At 60.6% G+C, this 17,157-nt stretch carries 15 protein-coding genes; 4 read left to right on the top strand and 11 right to left on the bottom strand.

What is annotated here, in order from left to right:
* The first annotated feature begins 98 nt into the window (after positions 1-98).
* Positions 99-1,004 (top strand): LysR family transcriptional regulator, encoded by a 906-nt coding sequence (locus tag FN828_RS00510; RefSeq protein WP_142491421.1) that lies wholly within the window; start codon positions 99-101, stop codon positions 1,002-1,004.
* A 100-nt stretch (positions 1,005-1,104) separates the two neighbouring features.
* Here the strand turns inward: FN828_RS00510 and FN828_RS00505 are convergent, their stop codons facing one another.
* From FN828_RS00505 to FN828_RS00480, 6 genes are all read right to left on the bottom strand, one after another.
* Complete coding sequence (locus tag FN828_RS00505; protein ID WP_142491420.1) at positions 1,105-2,028, bottom strand: transglutaminase family protein; 924 nt, start codon at positions 2,026-2,028, stop codon at positions 1,105-1,107.
* Positions 2,029-2,036: 8 nt separating this feature from the next.
* Positions 2,037-4,442, bottom strand: coding sequence for a circularly permuted type 2 ATP-grasp protein (locus tag FN828_RS00500; protein ID WP_142491419.1), 2,406 nt, complete (start codon positions 4,440-4,442; stop codon positions 2,037-2,039).
* A gap of 3 nt (positions 4,443-4,445) precedes the next feature.
* A complete protein-coding gene (locus tag FN828_RS00495) occupies positions 4,446-7,856 on the bottom strand; it encodes a transglutaminase family protein (RefSeq protein WP_142491418.1) in 3,411 nt (1,136 codons plus the stop codon).
* 129 nt (positions 7,857-7,985) lie between these two features.
* On the bottom strand, positions 7,986-8,609 hold the full coding sequence (ureG, locus tag FN828_RS00490) for an urease accessory protein UreG (RefSeq protein WP_142491417.1): 624 nt from the start codon (positions 8,607-8,609) through the stop codon (positions 7,986-7,988).
* Positions 8,606-9,244: an urease accessory protein UreF gene (locus FN828_RS00485; RefSeq protein WP_142491763.1), complete on the bottom strand. Its 639-nt coding sequence runs from the start codon at positions 9,242-9,244 to the stop codon at positions 8,606-8,608. Before FN828_RS00485 ends, ureG begins: the two co-directional genes overlap by 4 nt.
* Positions 9,234-9,755 (bottom strand): urease accessory protein UreE, encoded by a 522-nt coding sequence (locus tag FN828_RS00480; protein WP_142491416.1) that lies wholly within the window; start codon positions 9,753-9,755, stop codon positions 9,234-9,236. The genes FN828_RS00485 and FN828_RS00480 overlap by 11 nt, the downstream gene beginning before the upstream one ends.
* A gap of 79 nt (positions 9,756-9,834) precedes the next feature.
* On the opposite strand from FN828_RS00480, the gene FN828_RS20430 reads away from it, so the two are divergent.
* Positions 9,835-10,008: a hypothetical protein gene (locus FN828_RS20430; protein ID WP_185958892.1), complete on the top strand. Its 174-nt coding sequence runs from the start codon at positions 9,835-9,837 to the stop codon at positions 10,006-10,008.
* Here FN828_RS20430 and ureC read toward each other — a convergent pair.
* From ureC to FN828_RS00455, 5 genes are all read right to left on the bottom strand, one after another.
* Positions 10,005-11,714 (bottom strand): urease subunit alpha, encoded by a 1,710-nt coding sequence (gene ureC / locus FN828_RS00475; protein ID WP_142491415.1) that lies wholly within the window; start codon positions 11,712-11,714, stop codon positions 10,005-10,007. The two genes, FN828_RS20430 and ureC, sit on opposite strands and share 4 nt — an antisense overlap.
* 108 nt (positions 11,715-11,822) lie before the next feature.
* A complete protein-coding gene (locus tag FN828_RS00470) occupies positions 11,823-12,128 on the bottom strand; it encodes an urease subunit beta (RefSeq protein WP_142491414.1) in 306 nt (101 codons plus the stop codon).
* Positions 12,125-12,289, bottom strand: coding sequence for a peptidase M23 (locus FN828_RS00465; protein WP_142491413.1), 165 nt, complete (start codon positions 12,287-12,289; stop codon positions 12,125-12,127). Before FN828_RS00465 ends, FN828_RS00470 begins: the two co-directional genes overlap by 4 nt.
* 12 nt (positions 12,290-12,301) lie before the next feature.
* Entirely contained in the window at positions 12,302-12,604 is a 303-nt protein-coding gene (locus FN828_RS00460; RefSeq protein ID WP_142491412.1) for an urease subunit gamma, read from the bottom strand.
* A 1-nt stretch (position 12,605) separates the two neighbouring features.
* Positions 12,606-13,457: an urease accessory protein UreD gene (locus FN828_RS00455; RefSeq protein WP_142491411.1), complete on the bottom strand. Its 852-nt coding sequence runs from the start codon at positions 13,455-13,457 to the stop codon at positions 12,606-12,608.
* 395 nt (positions 13,458-13,852) lie between these two features.
* Here FN828_RS00455 and urtA point away from each other — a divergent pair, with 395 nt between their 5' ends.
* Positions 13,853-15,130: an urea ABC transporter substrate-binding protein gene (gene urtA, locus FN828_RS00450; protein WP_142491410.1), complete on the top strand. Its 1,278-nt coding sequence runs from the start codon at positions 13,853-13,855 to the stop codon at positions 15,128-15,130.
* Positions 15,131-15,200: 70 nt separating this feature from the next.
* Positions 15,201-17,156, top strand: coding sequence for an urea ABC transporter permease subunit UrtB (gene urtB / locus FN828_RS00445; protein ID WP_142491409.1), 1,956 nt, complete (start codon positions 15,201-15,203; stop codon positions 17,154-17,156).
* Position 17,157: the final 1 nt, after the last annotated feature.

The following is a 17,157-nucleotide window of genomic DNA, read 5'->3' as shown; positions in this document are numbered from 1 at the left end:
GGATAAAACCCCGATATTGTCCGCCCTCTGCCCCAGTCGCGCCCCAATTGGCTTGCATACCTGACCCTGACGAAAAAGACGACTGAAGGGTATCAAACATGGACCGCCTGACCGAAATGGAAGCATTCGCCACAGTAGTGGATCAGGGTGGATTTACCGATGCCGCCAAAAAGATGGGTATCTCTAAATCTGCGGTGTCCAAGCATGTTTCCAGTCTGGAAGCGCGGCTGGGCGCCCGCCTGTTGAATCGCACCACGCGGCGGGTGTCGCCTACGGAAATCGGGCTGGCCTATTACGACCGCGCCCGCCGTGTTCTGAATGACGCGGGCGAGGCTGACGCGCTGGTGACATCCATGCAATCGGCCCCGTCGGGTCTGTTGCGGATCAGTGTTGCCACCGATTTCGGCGTTAATCATCTTAGCCCGGTTCTGGGTGAGTTTTTGGCTGAATTCCCGGATATTACGGTGAATATGGTGCTGAATAACCGTTATGTGGAACTGATCAGCGAAGGCTTCGATATGGCCATCCGCATTGGCGAGCTGGAAGACAGCACCCTGCGCGCCCGCAAGCTGACGGAAACCACCAAACGTATGATCGCCAGCCCGGCCTATTTTGAACGCTATGGCCGCCCGCAGAAGATCGACGATCTGAATGACCACAAGCTGCTGCATTATTCCAACCAATCGGCGGGCAATATGTGGAAACTGACCGCGCCATCGGGCGAAAAACGGCAGGTGCGCACCGCTGGCTGGCTAAGCGTGAATGACGGGCAATCGCTGCTGAACGCCGCCGTTTCGGGGCTGGGTATCGCCTATCTTCATTCGTTCCTTTACGCCGATGCGATGGCCAAGGGGCAGGTTCTGGATGCCATTCCCGATCTGCCCACGGAAACGCAAGGTATCTATGCGGTCTATCCTCCGGGCCGTTTCACGCAGCCCAAAGTTCGGGCTTTCATCGACTTCCTTGTTCACAAATTCGCGGATAAGGGGCCGAACGACTGGTAAGTTACCAATCATGCATCCTCCTCCCTCCTGCGCGTCCTTCGGGGCGCGCTTTTCTTTTGTGGGGATGTCCGCCCCGATGATATGGGCAGCGTCGGGGGGCTTATATATCTGACGTGCAGTCGGGAGGCATCGGTTCGTCCCTCGGCTCTTTCACCGGGATGACATCCACCCGATGCGTTCCCGTCTGCCCCCCCGATGTGCGAAGCACCCCTTTGAGCGGGGCCACATCTGAATAATCCCGTCCGTAGCCCACGACGATATGATCTTCGCCCACCAGCAGGTCATTTGTTGGGTCGTATTCCACCCATCCCACCTCTTTGCCGCACCATGCCCGGACCCATGCGTGCATGGCGTCTGCGCCTTCCAGTCGCTCTTGTCCTTCGGGGGGGGTGGTGCGCAGGAAGCCGCTGACGTAACCGGCGGGTATCCCCATGCTACGCAGGCAGGCAATCATGATGTGGCTGAAATCCTGACAGACCCCATGCCGGTTTTTGAACGCCTGCGCCGGGGGGGTGTCCACGTCTGTGGCCGTCGCGTCAAAGGTCATTTCCCGATGCAGGCGCAGCCCTACGGCCTGCACCGCCTGAAGGGCCGTCATCGTGGCTGTCACTGTGTCGTCGGCAAAATCACGAAAGGGCCGATCCAGCGTGACGCGGGGTGATGCGGTCAGGTAATGCAGCGGCGATGCCGGGGTCAGATCGGTCGAGCTTTGCAGCTCTTGCCGCAGTCCGTTCAGGGGGGGCGATAAATCCATCACCAAGGCCCGCGCCCCCCGTGCGACCCGTGCCTTTAGTGTTACGGTCAGGGCCGTCAGGGGGTGGCGAAACGCAACTTCTGTGACGAAGTTCCCAAAAAAATCAGTGCGATCAATGCGTTCATCCGGGGATGGGCTGATGTCGATCTGACCACTGATCAATTGCTGCTGTCCCGGCAAGGTCGGTGGCAAAATGCGGATCACGTTTCGGGCGTTATCCGTGCTGCTGGCATAGTTGTTTTCAAGGGTCAGGGACAAATCATACAGCATCGCGGGGTCTACCTGAAATAGGTCGCGCCAAGGTCGACAGACAGCGCGAAAAGCGCCCTTTCCAGACTGTGCAGGGCATCGGGTGTCATGTGGTTGGGCGTGGCGACCGCCAGTTCCGTGTGCAGGCGCAAGGCCTCTTTTTGAAGGGGGGGCATCTGGTTGGGCGCGTCGGGATGGGGCAGACCGTCCAGCAAATTGCGTATCGTATCCAACTGGAACAGAATTGACCGTGGATTGTGGATGTCCAGCGCCAGCAAATCCACCACGCTTTGCCGGGTTGGGTCGCCCAGATAGTGACGCTGGTGCGTGATCACGCTGTCGCCCAGTTCAATCGCGATGTCCAGGCTGCCCTCGGGGGCGTCAGGGCTGGTAAAGCTGCGCAACATGTTTGCCGTGCTGCTGGCCCGTTCCAGCGCCCGCCCGAATTCCAGAAACCGCCAGCCAGAGGAGCGATACATGTTGTCCTGTACCAGACCGGCAAAGCCAGACAACATCCGCAGCAACACATCCATCGCCTTGGCGCAATCCTGCCCCGGTTTGGTGGTTTTTTCCAGCGTGGTCAGGGTCCGCCGCAAATCACGCAGCGCAATCCATCCATCAACCGAAAACCGATCCCGCACCTTCGAGGCGCAGCCTGTCGCGGTGTCGATCAATAGCATCAGCCGTGGTGGGATCGGGGTCGCGGGATCGACATCCGCGCCAAAGCTTTGCAGATAAGCGGCGATATGGGAAACGCGGGCATCTTCGGGGGTGCCGGTTTCTTCCAGTCGCAAATGATAAGCCCGTAGCAGGCGGATCTTGTTTTCGGTACGTTCCACATAACGGCCCAGCCAATACAGGTTATCCGCCGCGCGGCTGGGTAGCGGGTTTTCCGGCAGGCGTTGCTGGGTTTCTGTCGGGGTCAGGGTTTCATTGGCAACGGGGGCATCCGCGACCACCCATACATCTGACACCAATCCGCCCCGCTGCATGGACAGGGCGGTGCTTTCACCCGACATCCCGATCCGGGCATAGCCGCCGGGCATGATGGACCATCCTTGGTCTGTGCGGGCCATGAACACGCGGACAGTCATCGGACGAGGGTACAGCTTGCCTTGGTCATAGACCGGCGTGGTGGACAGCGTTACGGCCTCTTGGGCAACCAGTTGGGGGCCATTCCGGGTGATCCAATCCGGCAGCAGACCCTGCGCCGGATCGCCCAGTTTTCCGGCAATGGCGTAGACTGTGCTGGCGTCAAACGGCAGGTTTGTCGTCAGTGCCGGGCCAATGGTCATGCGGTCAGCGTTGCGAATGACATAGTCACGTTCCGGGGCGGTGCCGCACCACCATGTTGCGATATTGGGCATCATCAGCGGCGTGCCAAACGCCGCTTCGGCGATGCGTGGAACAAAGGCCATCAGGGCGCGGGTTTCCAGCACCCCGGACCCCAGTGCGTTCACCATACGCAAATGCCCCGCCCGGATTGCCCCGATCAGGCCGGGGGTGCCGATCCGTGATGCTTCGTCCAGTTCCAGTGGATCGGCAAAACGTGCATCCATGCGCCGCCATAGCAGGCTGACAGGTTTCAACCCGTCCACCGTGCGCACCATCGCACGACCGTTTTCCACGGTCAGATCTTCGCCCTCCAGCAGCATCAGGCCCAGATAGCGGGCGATATAGACATGTTCAAAATAGGTGTCGGTGCCGGGGCCGGGGGTCAGGATTGCGGGAATGTCCCGCCCCTGTGGCCCACCGGCCCCCAATGCCGTCTGAAACGCCCGGAAAAATCCGGCCAGTCGGTGAATGTTGATATTGGCGAACAGGCCGGGGAACACGCGGCTGGTGGCGCGTCGGTTTTCCAGCGCGAATCCGGCGCCGGATGGGGCCTGTGTGCGGTCGCCCAGGACAAACCAGCTTCCGTCCGGGTTGCGCCCGATTTCAAACGCCAGATGATGCAGAAAATGCCCCGAGGTGGGCCGCACCCCCATCATCGGGCGCAGCCATTCGGGGTTGTCCGCCAACAGGCTGGCAGGCAGATAGCCATCCCGGATCAGGGTTTGATCGCCATAGATGTCGGCCACGATCCGTTCCAGAATATCCGCCCGCTGGGTCAGGGCGGCGGCGATCTGGTCCCATTCCTGTTCCGGGAATAGCACGGGGATATGGCTAAGCGGCCAATCTCGTTCTGCCGGGGTCTGATCGGAATAGCGCCGGAAATACACCCCGGCGTCACGCAGATATTGATCCCCGCGCGCGATCCGTTCGCTGATTTCATCCGGTGTCAGATCGGCCAGCCGGGATAGAAACGGTTCCCAAACCGGGCGCATCCGGTTTTCCGCATCGAACAGCTCATCCGCCGTGCCGGGGGGTACGGTGTAATCGCTGAGGATATCCGCGCCGGGCAATTGTTCCGGCGCGGCGGATGCGTCAGACATGGGTCAAACCCCTGTGGGGCGCCGCAAATCCAAGGTTAACGGGAACTCGGGGTGCGGCGTTTCGATGGGTGGAATATACGAACCCGATGTATGCCCGTTCGGCTGGAACCGTGCAAGCCTGCGGGCCTCGGCCTCGTTTCCGTTCACTGGGAAGGTGTCGTAATTCCGCCCGCCGGGGTGGGCGACATGGTAGATACACCCACCAATGGCCCGATTTGACCATGTATCGAAAATATCAAAGGTCAGCGGCGCATTGACTGGCAAAATCGGATGCAGGGCCGATGCGGGTTGCCATGCCTTGAACCGCACCCCACCCACGAATGTTCCCGCTTCCTCTGTTGCGGTCAGCGGAACGCGGCGTTGGTTGCAGGTGACGATATAGCGGTCCGGGTTCGGGGTGATCAGCTTGGCCTGAAGCCGTTCCACCGAACTGTCGGTATAGCGCACAGTGCCGCCGATGGCCCCGGTTTCGCCCAGCACATGCCACGGTTCCAGCGCCTGTTTGATTTCCAGCGTCGTGCCTTCGTAGGTGACTGCGCCGCAGAACGGGAACCGGAATTCGGCCTGCGCCTTGAACCAGTCGGGGTTCATGTCAAACCCGTGGTCGCCCAGATCGCGCAGCACATCCAGCAGATCCTGCCACAGGAAATGTGGCAGCATATAGCGGTCGTGCAGTACAGTCCCCCAGCGCACGGGTTTGCCGTGCAGCGGGGATTTCCACATGCGGGCGATGATGGCGCGGATCAGCAATTGCTGGGCCAGCGACATGCGGGCATCCGGTGGCATCTCGAAGCCGCGGAATTCCACCAGCCCCAACCGCCCGGTGGGACCGTCTGGCGAATACAGCTTGTCGATACAGATTTCCGCCCGGTGGGTGTTGCCGGTCACATCAATCAGGATGTTGCGCAACAGTCGGTCCACCAGCCACGGTGGCGGGGTCGTGCCTTCGCCCGGATTCGGGATTTGCGACAGGGCGATTTCCAACTCGTACAGGCTGTCGTGCCGGGCCTCGTCAATGCGGGGGGCTTGGCTGGTGGGGCCGATGAACAGACCCGAAAACAGGTAGGACAAGCACGGGTGCCGCTGCCAGTACAGGATCAAAGAGCGCAGCAGATCAGGCCGCCGCAGGAACGGGGAATCCCCCGGTGTATCGCCGCCCACAACCACATGATTGCCGCCACCTGTGCCGGTGTGCCGCCCGTCGATCATGAACTTATCCGCGCCCAACCGGGATTGGCGGGCTTCTTCATAGATGGCCTGTGTGGTGGCAACGCAATCGTCCCAATTGCTTGCGGGATGAATGTTCACTTCGATCACGCCGGGGTCGGGGGCCACGCGTATCACGTTCAGGCGGCTGTCATGGGGTGGGGCGTACCCTTCGATATGGACGGGCAGGCGGGTTTCTTCGGCGGCTGCTTCGGCAGTGGCCAGCAGTTCCAGATAATCCTCCAGCGTTTCGGTGGGGGGCATAAAGACGCATAACCGCCCGTCGCGGGGTTCGACGGCGATGGCCGTGCGGACGCGGCTGTCGGCCGGGTCGACACCTTGCTGGTTTATCTGCTGACGTTCGGTGTCGTCCTGCGCGGTCATGGTTTCGGGCTGGATATGGTCGCTGGACACATCCGGGGTCATGCGGGCGATTTCGGCCTCTTCGGCGGCAATGCGGTCGATTTCCGCTTGCACTGCTTTGCGCCGCTTTTCGGACAGGGCCGCATGGAAATCTGGCAGTGCAGCAACCGGCAATGACGGGTCGGGCGCATAGACGTATGGGTATTGCGACGCCGGAATGAACGGCAATGCCCCCAAAGGTAAACGGAAGCCGACAGGGCTGTCACCGGGGATCAGGAACAGATGGCCGCGCCGCGCCTTCCAGACCTCGGATAACCACCGCGAGGACGCCCGCGTTTGCCAGCGTTGAACTGGCAAAATATAGCCCGCAGGTTCGGTTAACCCACGCGAAAACACGCGGGCAAAGCGGGCGCGCGCCTCGGGGTCTTTCAGTTTGGAATTTTCGGGCGTCACGTTTGGCGGCAGTTGCGCCTCTTGCAGGATCCATTCGCCGGGGTCTTCATAGGCGGGCTGGGCGCATTCGGGATCGACACCCAGCTTTTCGGCAAAGGTTTTCAGGAAGCGCCCGGCTTCTGATGCGCTGGCTTTGTGATCCACGGTTTCGCGTGCGATCAGATCGGGATTTTTCCAAACCGGCATCCCGTCCTTGCGCCAGTATAGCGAGAAGGTCCAGCGCGGCAGGCTTTCGCCCGGATACCATTTGCCCTGCCCATAATGCAGGAAGCCACCGGGGGCGAAGCGGTCCCGCAAGCGGCGGATCAACGTATCGGCCAACCCGCGTTTTTGCGGGCCGACGGCGGCAGTATTCCATTCGTCGCTTTCAAAATCGTCGATGGAAACAAAGGTGGGTTCCCCGCCCATCGTCAGGCGTACATCGCCTTCGGTCAAGCTGTCGTCGACCTTTTGGCCCAGCTTCAGCAGGTCATCCCATGCGTCGTCTGAAAACGGTTTGGTGATGCGCGGGTGTTCGGCCACACGTTTCACCTGCATGTCAAAATTGAAATCCACCTCGGCAAAGCTGGCCATGCCCGCGATCGGGGCGGCGTTGCGATAATGCGGTGTGGCGGCCAGCGGAATGTGGCTTTCGCCCGCCAAAAGCCCGCTGGTCGGGTCCAGCCCGATCCACCCCGCGCCGGGAATATATGCCTCGACCCAAGCGTGCAGGTCGGTGAAATCCACCTCGGTCCCCGAAGGGCCATCCAGCGCCTTCAGGTCGGGTTTCAGCTGGATCAGATAGCCGGAAACAAACCGCGCCGCGATCCCCAGATGGCGCAACACCTGCACCAGAAGCCAACTGGAATCGCGGCATGATCCGCTGCCTTTTTCCAGCGTTTCATCCGGGGTTTGCACCCCCGGTTCCATGCGGATCGTGTAATCGACACGATTGGCGACCATCTGGTTCAGTTCGACCAGTTTATCGACGATCTGCCGCTTCGTGCGTGGGACGGTCTGCATGAATTGATCGAAATGCTGCCCCGTGTGTTCGGGTTTCAGATAGATCGTCAAATCCTGATCGAAATCCAACGGGTATTCAAACGGCCAATGTTCGGCGCTTTCTTCGACAAAGAAATCGAAGGGGTTATAGACCGACATATCGGCGGTCAGGTCGACCTCGATTTTGAATTCCGTCACGGGTTCGGGAAATACGAACCGGGCCATCCAGTTGCCATAGGGGTCTTGCTGGTGGTTCACGAAATGCGGTTGCGGCCCCACCTTCAGCGAATGGGAAATGACCCGCGTTCGCCCATGCGGGGCCGGGCGCAGGCGGATGATCTGCGGGCCCAGCGTCACGGGGCGGTCGTATTTGTAATGGGTCAGGTGGTGGATGCTTGCGATAATGGCCATTGGATGCCCGTTGCTGTGGTCTGGTTCCCAGTATGGACCGGGTGCCGCGCCGGTTCACCGGAAATTTTCGCGGCGGGATAGGTTGGTACATCGCGCCGCGAAAAGGGGTTAAATTTCAGGCTTTTCCAGTCAGGCGACCGGGACCAACCCGCCGATGTCTTCGATATGGGTGATGATGTCATCAACGCCGGTGCCGTGGCGCAGGGCCGCAAAAACAAAGGGCCGCCCCGCCCGCATTTTCGTGGCGTCGCGGTCCATGACGTCTAGTGACGCGCCGACATAGGGGGCCAGATCGGTTTTGTTGATGATTAACAGATCGGATTTGGTGATCGCCGGGCCGCCCTTGCGGGGGATTTCTTCGCCTGCGGCAACGTCGATTACATACAGCGTCACATCCGCCAATTCCGGGCTGAACGTGGCTGACAGGTTATCGCCGCCGGATTCGATCAGGACGATTTCCAGATCAGGGTGGCGTTTGCGCATTTCATCCACCGCCGCAAGGTTGATCGAGGCGTCCTCGCGGATCGCAGTATGCGGGCAGCCGCCGGTTTCGACGCCGATGATCCGGTCTTGTGGCAGCACCTGCATCCGCATCAGGGCTTCGGCGTCCTCTTGGGTGTAGATGTCATTGGTGATCGCGCCGATAGAATATTTCTGTGACAGCGCCTTGCACAGGTTGGCGGTTAGCGTGGTTTTCCCGGCGCCCACCGGGCCGCCGATGCCGATACGAAGGGGACCATGAGGAGAAGTCATGAGCGAAAAAGCCTTGTGTATTGGGTTTCGTGTTTCATGGATGCGACATCGGCCAGCATGACCGCGCCGCCAAGCGCATCCAGCGGCAGATGGGGTGCGTCCTGTGCCAGCGTTTCACACAGCGGGGCCAGCGCGGTCAGCACAGTTTGGCCTTCGGTCTGGCCCAGCGGCACCAGACGGATCGCGGCTGACGTGAGGTTGCTGGCAAAGGCGTGCAGATACATCGCCACTGTTTGAGGCAGCGGAATGCCGTGGCGGGCCGCCGCATATCCCAGCGCAACGGGATAAGTCAGCGCGGGCAGGCTATTGCCCCAGATCGCCGCAGTGGTCCGGCAAAAGGCCGCGCCTTGCTGTTCTGTTTCCAATAGCCGCTCTGCCGATGGGGCAAACGCGCGGGCCAGTTCGTCAATGTCATCGGGTGTGTTGGCCCTGTACGCGTGGCAGAGCAAGATCGCGTCGTTGCGCCCGGTGCCGTGGATCAGAATGTCCCGAAGCCAATCGCGGAACGTGGTGGCATTTGTGACCTGTTGTGCTTCGATGGCCCATTCCAACCCGTGACTATAGCTGAACGCGCCCACCGGATAGGCAGGCGACAGCCATTGTGCCAAGGTCAGAAGGGCGCTGTTAGTGATCATGATGATGGTGGCCGTGATCGTGCGCATGGTCATGCGAATGCGAATGCAAGGTTTTGCCGTGCTCATGCGCGTGGGTGCGACCGTGGCCATATGCGCCGCCTTCGGGGGTGAAGGGTTCGTGAACGTCGGTCACGGTCGCGCCCAGATGGGATAGCATCGCCATAATCACATGATCGCGCTGGATCAGCAGACGCCCCGGTTCAATTTGACAGGGGGTGTGGCGGTTGCCGATATGCCATGCCAGCCGGGGCAGATCGACCCCTGTGACCTGTAGCAGATTTTCAGGTGCCGGGCGCACGGCGATTTTATGTTCCCCCTGTGGCCCAGAGATAAACGCATCCCCTTCGTTCAGGTTTTCGGTGTGTTCTAGGTCAACCAAAAAGGCGGTGCCATCATCCGCAATCAGCCGTTTGCGGCGCAGGAATCTGTCGTCATAGGTCAGCGTGACGGTCAGCGCGGTGCCGGTCCAGGTTCCGGCGCGGGCGATGGTGTGGGCGGTGGGAAGGGGCATGGTTTGTCCTTCAGGCTTTCTTAAATATTTGGCGTGATCCTGCCCCTGACCGGAATGATTCACAGTAAGGGGGCAGATGTTGAGCATTGCAGAGGAACTGATGAAAGTACGGGCGGAAATTGCGCGGCTGACAGCCCGCGAAGCGGCGTTGCGCGCGGCGCTGCCGTCGCGCGATGGGACCACCCTGCCGGGGATGCGCCCCGGCTGGCCGATCCAACGCGTAAAACAGGGGGCAACGCAGCACAGCCATTAGAACATGAAATAGCGTTGCGCCATCGGCAGGGTTTCGGCGGGCTGACAGGTCAGTAATTCGCCATCCGCGCGGACCTCGTAGGTTTCGGGGTGGACCTCGATATGGGGCAGGGCGTTGTTCAGTTTCAGGTCGGCCTTGCCGATGTCGCGGGTGTTGCGCACGGCGACGGTTTGCTTTGCCAGTCCCAGTTTTTCGCGGATGCCGTCCGCCTGCGCCGCTTCGGACACGAAGGTGACGGCAGAATGTTCGACCGCGCGGCCATAGGCACCGAACATCGGACGGCTGTAAACGGGCTGCGGCGTTGGGATTGACGCATTGGGATCGCCCATTTGTGCCATGACGATCATGCCGGACATCAGCACCATTTCCGGCTTCACCCCGAAAAAGGCCGGGTTCCATAGCACCAGATCGGCGCGTTTGCCGGGGTCGATGCTGCCGATTTCATGCGCGATACCGTGGGCGATGGCCGGGTTGATCGTGTATTTCGCAATATAGCGGCGGACGCGGAAATTATCGTTCTCGCCGGTTTCTTCGGGCAGGCGGCCGCGTTGCTTTTTCATTTTGTCGGCGGTCTGCCATGTGCGGATCAGCACCTCGCCCACGCGGCCCATCGCCTGACTGTCGGAGGCAATGATGGAAAAGGCACCCATGTCATGCAGGATATCCTCGGCCGCGATGGTTTCCCGGCGGATGCGGCTTTCGGCGAATGCCACGTCTTCGGGGATGGATTTGTCCAGATGGTGACAGACCATCAGCATGTCCAGATGTTCGTCTACCGTGTTGACGGTGAAGGGCCGTGTCGGGTTGGTCGAGGAGGGTAAAACAAAGCTTTCGCCGCAAATTTTGATAATGTCCGGGGCGTGGCCGCCGCCTGCGCCTTCGGTATGAAACGCGTGGATGGTGCGGCCCTTCATGGCCTTTACCGTATGTTCGACAAACCCGGATTCGTTCAGCGTGTCTGTGTGGATCATCACCTGCACATCCATCGCATCGGCCACGCCAAGGCAGCAATCAATCGTGGCGGGGGTTGTTCCCCAATCCTCGTGCAGCTTCAGGGCGCAGGCCCCGGCGCGAACTTGTTCTTCCAGCGCGGCGGGCAGGCTGGCGTTGCCCTTCCCCGCAAAGGCCAGATTCATCGGAAACGCATCGGCGGATTGCAGCATCCGCCCAATGTGCCACGGTCCGGGGGTGCAGGTGGTGGCCAGCGTGCCATGCGCCGGGCCGGTGCCACCGCCCAACATGGTGGTCAGGCCAGAATGCAGCGCGTCCTGTATCTGTTGCGGACAGATATAGTGGATATGGCTGTCAAACCCGCCTGCGGTCAGAATGCGCCCCTCGCCCGCGATCACCTCGGTTCCCGGTCCAACGATGATGTCCACGCCGGGCTGGGTGTCGGGGTTGCCCGCCTTGCCAATGGTGTGAATGCGCCCATTCTTTAGCCCTACGTCAGCCTTGTAGATGCCGGTATGATCCACGATCAGCGCGTTGGTGATCACGGTATCCACGGCCCCAGCGGCGCGGGTCGCCTGCGATTGGCCCATCCCGTCGCGGATCACCTTGCCTCCGCCGAACTTCACCTCCTCGCCATAGGTGGTCAGGTCGCGTTCGACCTGAATGATCAGATCGGTATCGGCCAGCCGCAGCCGGTCGCCGGTGGTGGGGCCATACATTGCGGCATAGTCAGCACGAGAGATTTGGGTGGGCATGGGACTGCTTTCTATTTACTCAATGTTTCAAATACGGTTCGCGCCCGACCCGAAGGTGGGGCGGGGACGCGCCGGGGCGGACGCCTTGGGGATGATCGAAATAAAAGATCACAGCGCCCCCATGACGGCCTGATTGAAGCCATAGACTACCCGCGCCCCTGAAATCGGGACCAGCGTGACCTCTCGGCGTTGGCCGGGTTCAAACCGCACGGCGGTGCCTGCGGCGATGTCCAGCCGCATTCCGCGCGCGGCGGGGCGGTCAAAATCCAGCGCAGGGTTGGTTTCAAAGAAATGATAGTGCGAACCCACCTGAACCGGACGGTCGCCGGTATTGGCGACCATCAGGGTGATGGCGTCACGCCCCTCGTTCAACGTCAGGGTGCCAGCGGCGGGAAACAATTCGCCGGGGATCATTTGCGGCCCCATGCCAGCAACGCGACCAATCCCACCGCAACAGACCCGGCGATCAGGGGCAGCCAACTGGAATGATCCGCATGGGGATGCAGGTGCATCCCGTCATGGGCCAAAGCGGGGGCAGCAGTCAGGGCCAGAAGAACAGTGATAAAGTATTTCATGATATGGTCCTTTCAGCGGATCGGGTTGTGGACGGTCACAAGTTTGGTGCCGTCGGGAAAGGTGGCTTCGACCTGAACTTCGTGGATCATCTCGGGGATGCCTTCCATGCACTGTTCGCGGGTGATCACCTGCGCCCCGGCTTCCATCATGTCGGCTACGCTGCGCCCGTCGCGGGCACCTTCGACAACGGTATCGGTGATCAGGGCGATGGCTTCGGGGTGGTTTAGTTTCACGCCACGGGCCAGCCGCTTGCGGGCGACCTCGGCCGCCATGGCGATCAGCAGTTTGTCTTTTTCGCGTGGGGTCAGGTTCATGTCAGATCATCCATGTTCGGGGAAGATTAGCGCCGTTCAGATGGGTCAGAACGGGGATCAGCGATTGACGCAGGGCAAAGCTGTCAATTGCCAGAAGGCGGGCAAACAACACGCCGGGGCGGATCAGGGATACGCCACCAGTGGCGGGCATCAGATCACGCAGGGCGCTTAGATGGGCGTCAGCATTCGGCGCGACAAACAGGACCGAGGCCAGCGCGCGGTTGTCGCCCAGCATGGCCGGGGCGGTCAGGCGGGGCAGGGTTTGCGTGGTCAGGCGCAGGGTGTCGGCAAAGACCAGATGACCACCGCGCCGAATGCGAATCCGGTCGGTCAGATGCGTTTGGGTCAGAGTTTCGCCCATCGCACTGCGCCCCAGAATCAACGATTCAACCGCCAGAAAACAGGCGTCAGCCGCCATATCGACAGACAGGGTGCGGTCCAGTGCGCCGTGGTCAAACAGGATGGTTTCCTGTGGCAACCAATCCAGCCGCGCCCCGGTTTCGATCGTCAGATGATTTTCAACGTGGCCGATTTCCCCCGGCTGGGCGCGATAGATGCGTTCGGCGGCTTGCGTGGTCAGGCACAGGCGTGCACCGTCACGGGCCGTCGCATGGAAGTGCAGACTGTCCCCACCTGTTATCCCCCCGGCAGTATTCAGAAAAACGCCGGTCAGGCGGTCGCGTTCGCCGCGCGGAAACAGGGTTTTCAGACAGCCCGAGGTTTTCAGGTCCGACAGCACCGATTGCCCATCGCGTGCTTTTGCACGGATCAGGGCGCGGCCCTGCGCACGGGGCTGCCCAAAGGCCAAAGCGGCGGGCTTTATGTGTGTCAGGTCGGTAATTGGCCCCTCCATTCGTTGTGCAACGAGTCGCACAGAGAGGCAGCACGAGGAAGTTTGATGCTCAAAAAGCGGGCTTCGATACGGGATTCGCGCCTTGAGTGCATGAAAAATAATCAGATCACGCCAGTTTCGCCTTTGAATTGGGCAAAGTGAGGGAAGTGGGGATCAGCTTTGGACGGGATGTTTGCAGGTGCAGCACGAACCTGACTTTGCTGAAGCTGCCCAAGTGGCGTTGTCTGCACCAAACGACAGCCAACCAACCGCCGGGGTGTGTGGACGACCGGCCAGACCTAGAAAATCACGCCAGCCGCCACACGGATGCAACGAAAACAATGTTGCGCGGATCAGGTAGGCATTTGCCCCGCCTGTTGCAAGGCCACGCCTGCAACCGCGTCAGGAGGATGACAATGAACTTTATCAAAGCCACTCTGGCGGGCGCGCTGTCGCTAAGCCTGACTGCCCCGGCCTTTGCCGCCGAAGACACGATCAAGGTGGGCGTACTGCATTCGCTGTCCGGCACGATGGCGATTTCGGAAACCACCCTGAAAGACACGATGCTGATGCTGATAGACGAACAGAACGCCAAGGGCGGCGTACTGGGCAAGAAACTGGAAGCGGTGGTCGTTGACCCGGCCTCGGACTGGCCGCTGTTCGCGGAAAAAGCGCGCGAGTTGCTGACAGTGCAGGACGTGGATGTGATCTTTGGCTGCTGGACCAGCGTTTCGCGCAAATCGGTTCTGCCGGTGATCGAAGAACTGAACGGGCTGATGTTCTATCCGGTGCAGTACGAGGGCGAGGAATCGTCGAAAAACGTGTTCTACACCGGCGCGGCCCCGAACCAGCAGGCAATCCCGGCCACGGATTATTTTCTGGAGGAACTGGGGGTCGAAAAATTCGCGTTGCTGGGAACGGATTATGTGTACCCGCGCACCACGAACAACATTCTGGAAAGCTATCTGGTGTCCAAGGGGATCGCCAAGGACGACATTTTCGTGAACTACACCCCGTTCGGGCATTCGGACTGGTCGAAGATCGTGGCTGACGTGGTGGCACTGGGCGCGGATGGTAAAAAGGTGGGCGTGATCAGCACCATCAACGGCGATGCCAATATCGGGTTCTACAAAGAACTGGCCGCGGCGGGTGTGTCGGCGGATGATATTCCCGTGGTGGCCTTCTCGGTCGGGGAAGAAGAACTGGCGGGACTGGATACTTCGAATTTGGTGGGGCATCTGGCGGCGTGGAATTATTTCCAGTCGGCGGAATCGGAAACCAACGCCGAGTTCGTGAAAGCGTGGAAAGCCCGCATGGGTGACGCCCGCGTGACCAACGACCCGATGGAAGCGCATGTGATCGGCTTCAACATGTATGTCAAAGCGGTCGAAGCGGCTGGCACCACCGATGTGGATGCTGTGCGCGCCAAGATGTACGGCATCGAAGTGCCAAATCTGACCGGCGGCACCGCGAAAATGCTGCCGAACCACCACCTGACCAAGCCGGTGCTGATCGGGGAAATTCAGGCCGATGGTCAGTTCGACATCATCAGCCAGACCACCGAAGTTCCCGGTGATGCGTGGACGGATTTCCTGCCGGAATCGGCTGTGCTGAAATCGGATTGGGAAAGCCTTGGCTGCGGTATGTACAACACCGACACCAACACCTGTGTGCAGATCAAATCGAACTACTGATCTGACTGCCTGACGAGAGAGGCGGGCGCGCCTCTCTCCCTCTGACGTATCCAACATCCCGGTTCCCCATATGCGGCATTTCCTTTCTTTCCTGCTTGCACTGGCCCTGCTTGCCCTGCCGATGGGCGCGGCGGCTGGTCCTGTGCAGGACATCCTGCAATCCCACCGCGCCTTGATCGAGAAAAGCTCGCGCAAGACGATCCAGCCCGCGATTGATGCGCTGGCCAACAGCGGCTTGCCGCAGGCGCAGACCTTGCTGGAAACGTGGCAGGCCAAGGACATGTGGCAGCGCAAATCCGATGGGTTGTTTTTTCTGGGCAGAAGTGCGGGGAACGGCGCCTATGATCTGATTGATTTCGATACCGGCGACAGCGTGGGACAGGCCGACAAGGGCGATCTGGACCAGTTGAAACCCAACAGCGGCATCCGGGCGCTGATCGGCACGGCGCTGGTGCAGTTCCAACTGTCAGACCCGGATCCAGCCCGGCGCTGGGATGCTGTGGTGGCGATTGAACGCGCCCCAGCGGCGGATCATCTGGCCCCGCTGCGCAAGGCCGTTACAAATGAACCGGATGCTGCGCTTCAGGCCAAAAAGCGGCGTTTGGAACGGTTGCTGACCATTGCCTTTGACCCGGAACTGTCGTCGCGGATCGTGGCGATTAACGGGTTCCGCACTGATCTGGGCGTAGATGTCCGCGCGACGTTGAACCCGCTGCTGTCCACCCAGCGCCGTGTGTTCGCGGGCGAGCCAGACAAGGCGCTGAACATTGCCGCAGTGCTGAAACCGGGCAGCGAGGCGCTGTCGAGGGACGCGGCCTATGACATGCTGGTGTCGGCGGGGCTGGCGATGCCGCGTGTGTCACCCGCTGAAATTCGCAATACACTGGCCGCGCATGTTGCGGATGGTGCGGTGGGGGGTGTTCCGCTGGCACAGTTGAACACCGATGCGGCCCGCACCCGCGCCTATGCTGCGCTGGCCGATGCGGGCAAAGCCCCCCCAAGCGTGACAGATGCCGATGTGGATGCTGCACTGGCATCCCACAGCTTTGCCGATGTCTATGACGAACCCGCCAAAGCCGTGACCGATGCCGCGCAAGAGGCGCTGCGCGCGATCCAGTTGCGCGTTGGCTTGAATCAGGCGCTGGATCTGGGGCTGGATGCGCTGTCGCTGGCCTCGATTTATTTTCTGGCGGCGATCGGGCTGGCGATCACGTTCGGCGTCATGGGGGTGATCAACATGGCTCACGGCGAATTCATCATGATGGGCGCCTATACCGGCTATGTCGTGCAGCAGATCATCCCCGATTACACCCTGTCGATCATCGTGGCGATCCCGATGGCTTTTGCCGTGACCTTCGTCGCTGGTGTCGCGATGGAGCGGCTGGTGATCCGCTGGCTGTACAACCGACCGCTGGAAACGCTGCTGGCCACCTTTGGGATTTCCATCGCCCTGCAACAGATTGCCAAGAACATCTTTGGCACACAGGCGCGGCCGCTGACATCGCCCGCGTGGCTGGATGGGGCATGGGTGCTGAATGACGTGGTCGGGATCAGCTATATCCGCATTGCGATTTTCGTGCTGGCGCTGATCTTTCTGGGGGTCTTTTTGTTTATCATGAAACGCACGCGGCTGGGTCTGGAAACCCGCGCCGTCACGCAAAACCCGCGCATGGCGTCCAGCATGGGCATCAACAAGGACCGGGTGAACATGCTGACCTTTGGGCTGGGGTCTGGGATTGCCGGGATTGCCGGGGTCGCCATCGGCCTGTTTGCCAAGGTCACGTCGGAACTGGGCAGTGATTACATCGTGCAGTCCTTTATGACCGTGGTTGTGGGTGGGGTTGGCAATATCTGGGGTACGCTGGCCGGGGCCGCGATGATTGGATTCCTGCAAAAAGGCATCGAATGGCTGAACCCGTCGAACACGCTGGCGGCCCAAACCTATATGATCATCTTCATCATTATTTTCATCCAGTTCCGCCCCCGTGGGATTATCGCCCTCAAGGGCCGCGCAGCAGGAGATTGAC

This window comes from Thalassovita litoralis, from assembly GCF_900182725.1.
Classification (GTDB): domain Bacteria; phylum Pseudomonadota; class Alphaproteobacteria; order Rhodobacterales; family Rhodobacteraceae; genus Thalassobius; species Thalassobius litoralis.
This window is presented reverse-complemented; position numbering and strand designations above follow the sequence as displayed.

What these genes read in the sequence shown, in the direction of transcription:
- FN828_RS00510 (WP_142491421.1), top strand. Translation starts at nt 99, where the DNA reads ATGGACCGCCTGACCGAAATGGAAGCATTCGCCACAGTAGTGGATCAG.
- FN828_RS00505 (WP_142491420.1), bottom strand. Translation starts at nt 2,028, where the DNA reads ATGCTGTATGATTTGTCCCTGACCCTTGAAAACAACTATGCCAGCAGC.
- FN828_RS00500 (WP_142491419.1), bottom strand. Translation starts at nt 4,442, where the DNA reads ATGTCTGACGCATCCGCCGCGCCGGAACAATTGCCCGGCGCGGATATC.
- FN828_RS00495 (WP_142491418.1), bottom strand. Translation starts at nt 7,856, where the DNA reads ATGGCCATTATCGCAAGCATCCACCACCTGACCCATTACAAATACGAC.
- ureG (WP_142491417.1), bottom strand. Translation starts at nt 8,609, where the DNA reads ATGACTTCTCCTCATGGTCCCCTTCGTATCGGCATCGGCGGCCCGGTG.
- FN828_RS00485 (WP_142491763.1), bottom strand. Translation starts at nt 9,244, where the DNA reads ATGATCACTAACAGCGCCCTTCTGACCTTGGCACAATGGCTGTCGCCT.
- FN828_RS00480 (WP_142491416.1), bottom strand. Translation starts at nt 9,755, where the DNA reads ATGCCCCTTCCCACCGCCCACACCATCGCCCGCGCCGGAACCTGGACC.
- ureC (WP_142491415.1), bottom strand. Translation starts at nt 11,714, where the DNA reads ATGCCCACCCAAATCTCTCGTGCTGACTATGCCGCAATGTATGGCCCC.
- FN828_RS00470 (WP_142491414.1), bottom strand. Translation starts at nt 12,128, where the DNA reads ATGATCCCCGGCGAATTGTTTCCCGCCGCTGGCACCCTGACGTTGAAC.
- FN828_RS00465 (WP_142491413.1), bottom strand. Translation starts at nt 12,289, where the DNA reads ATGAAATACTTTATCACTGTTCTTCTGGCCCTGACTGCTGCCCCCGCT.
- FN828_RS00460 (WP_142491412.1), bottom strand. Translation starts at nt 12,604, where the DNA reads ATGAACCTGACCCCACGCGAAAAAGACAAACTGCTGATCGCCATGGCG.
- FN828_RS00455 (WP_142491411.1), bottom strand. Translation starts at nt 13,457, where the DNA reads ATGGAGGGGCCAATTACCGACCTGACACACATAAAGCCCGCCGCTTTG.
- urtA (WP_142491410.1), top strand. Translation starts at nt 13,853, where the DNA reads ATGAACTTTATCAAAGCCACTCTGGCGGGCGCGCTGTCGCTAAGCCTG.
- urtB (WP_142491409.1), top strand. Translation starts at nt 15,201, where the DNA reads ATGCGGCATTTCCTTTCTTTCCTGCTTGCACTGGCCCTGCTTGCCCTG.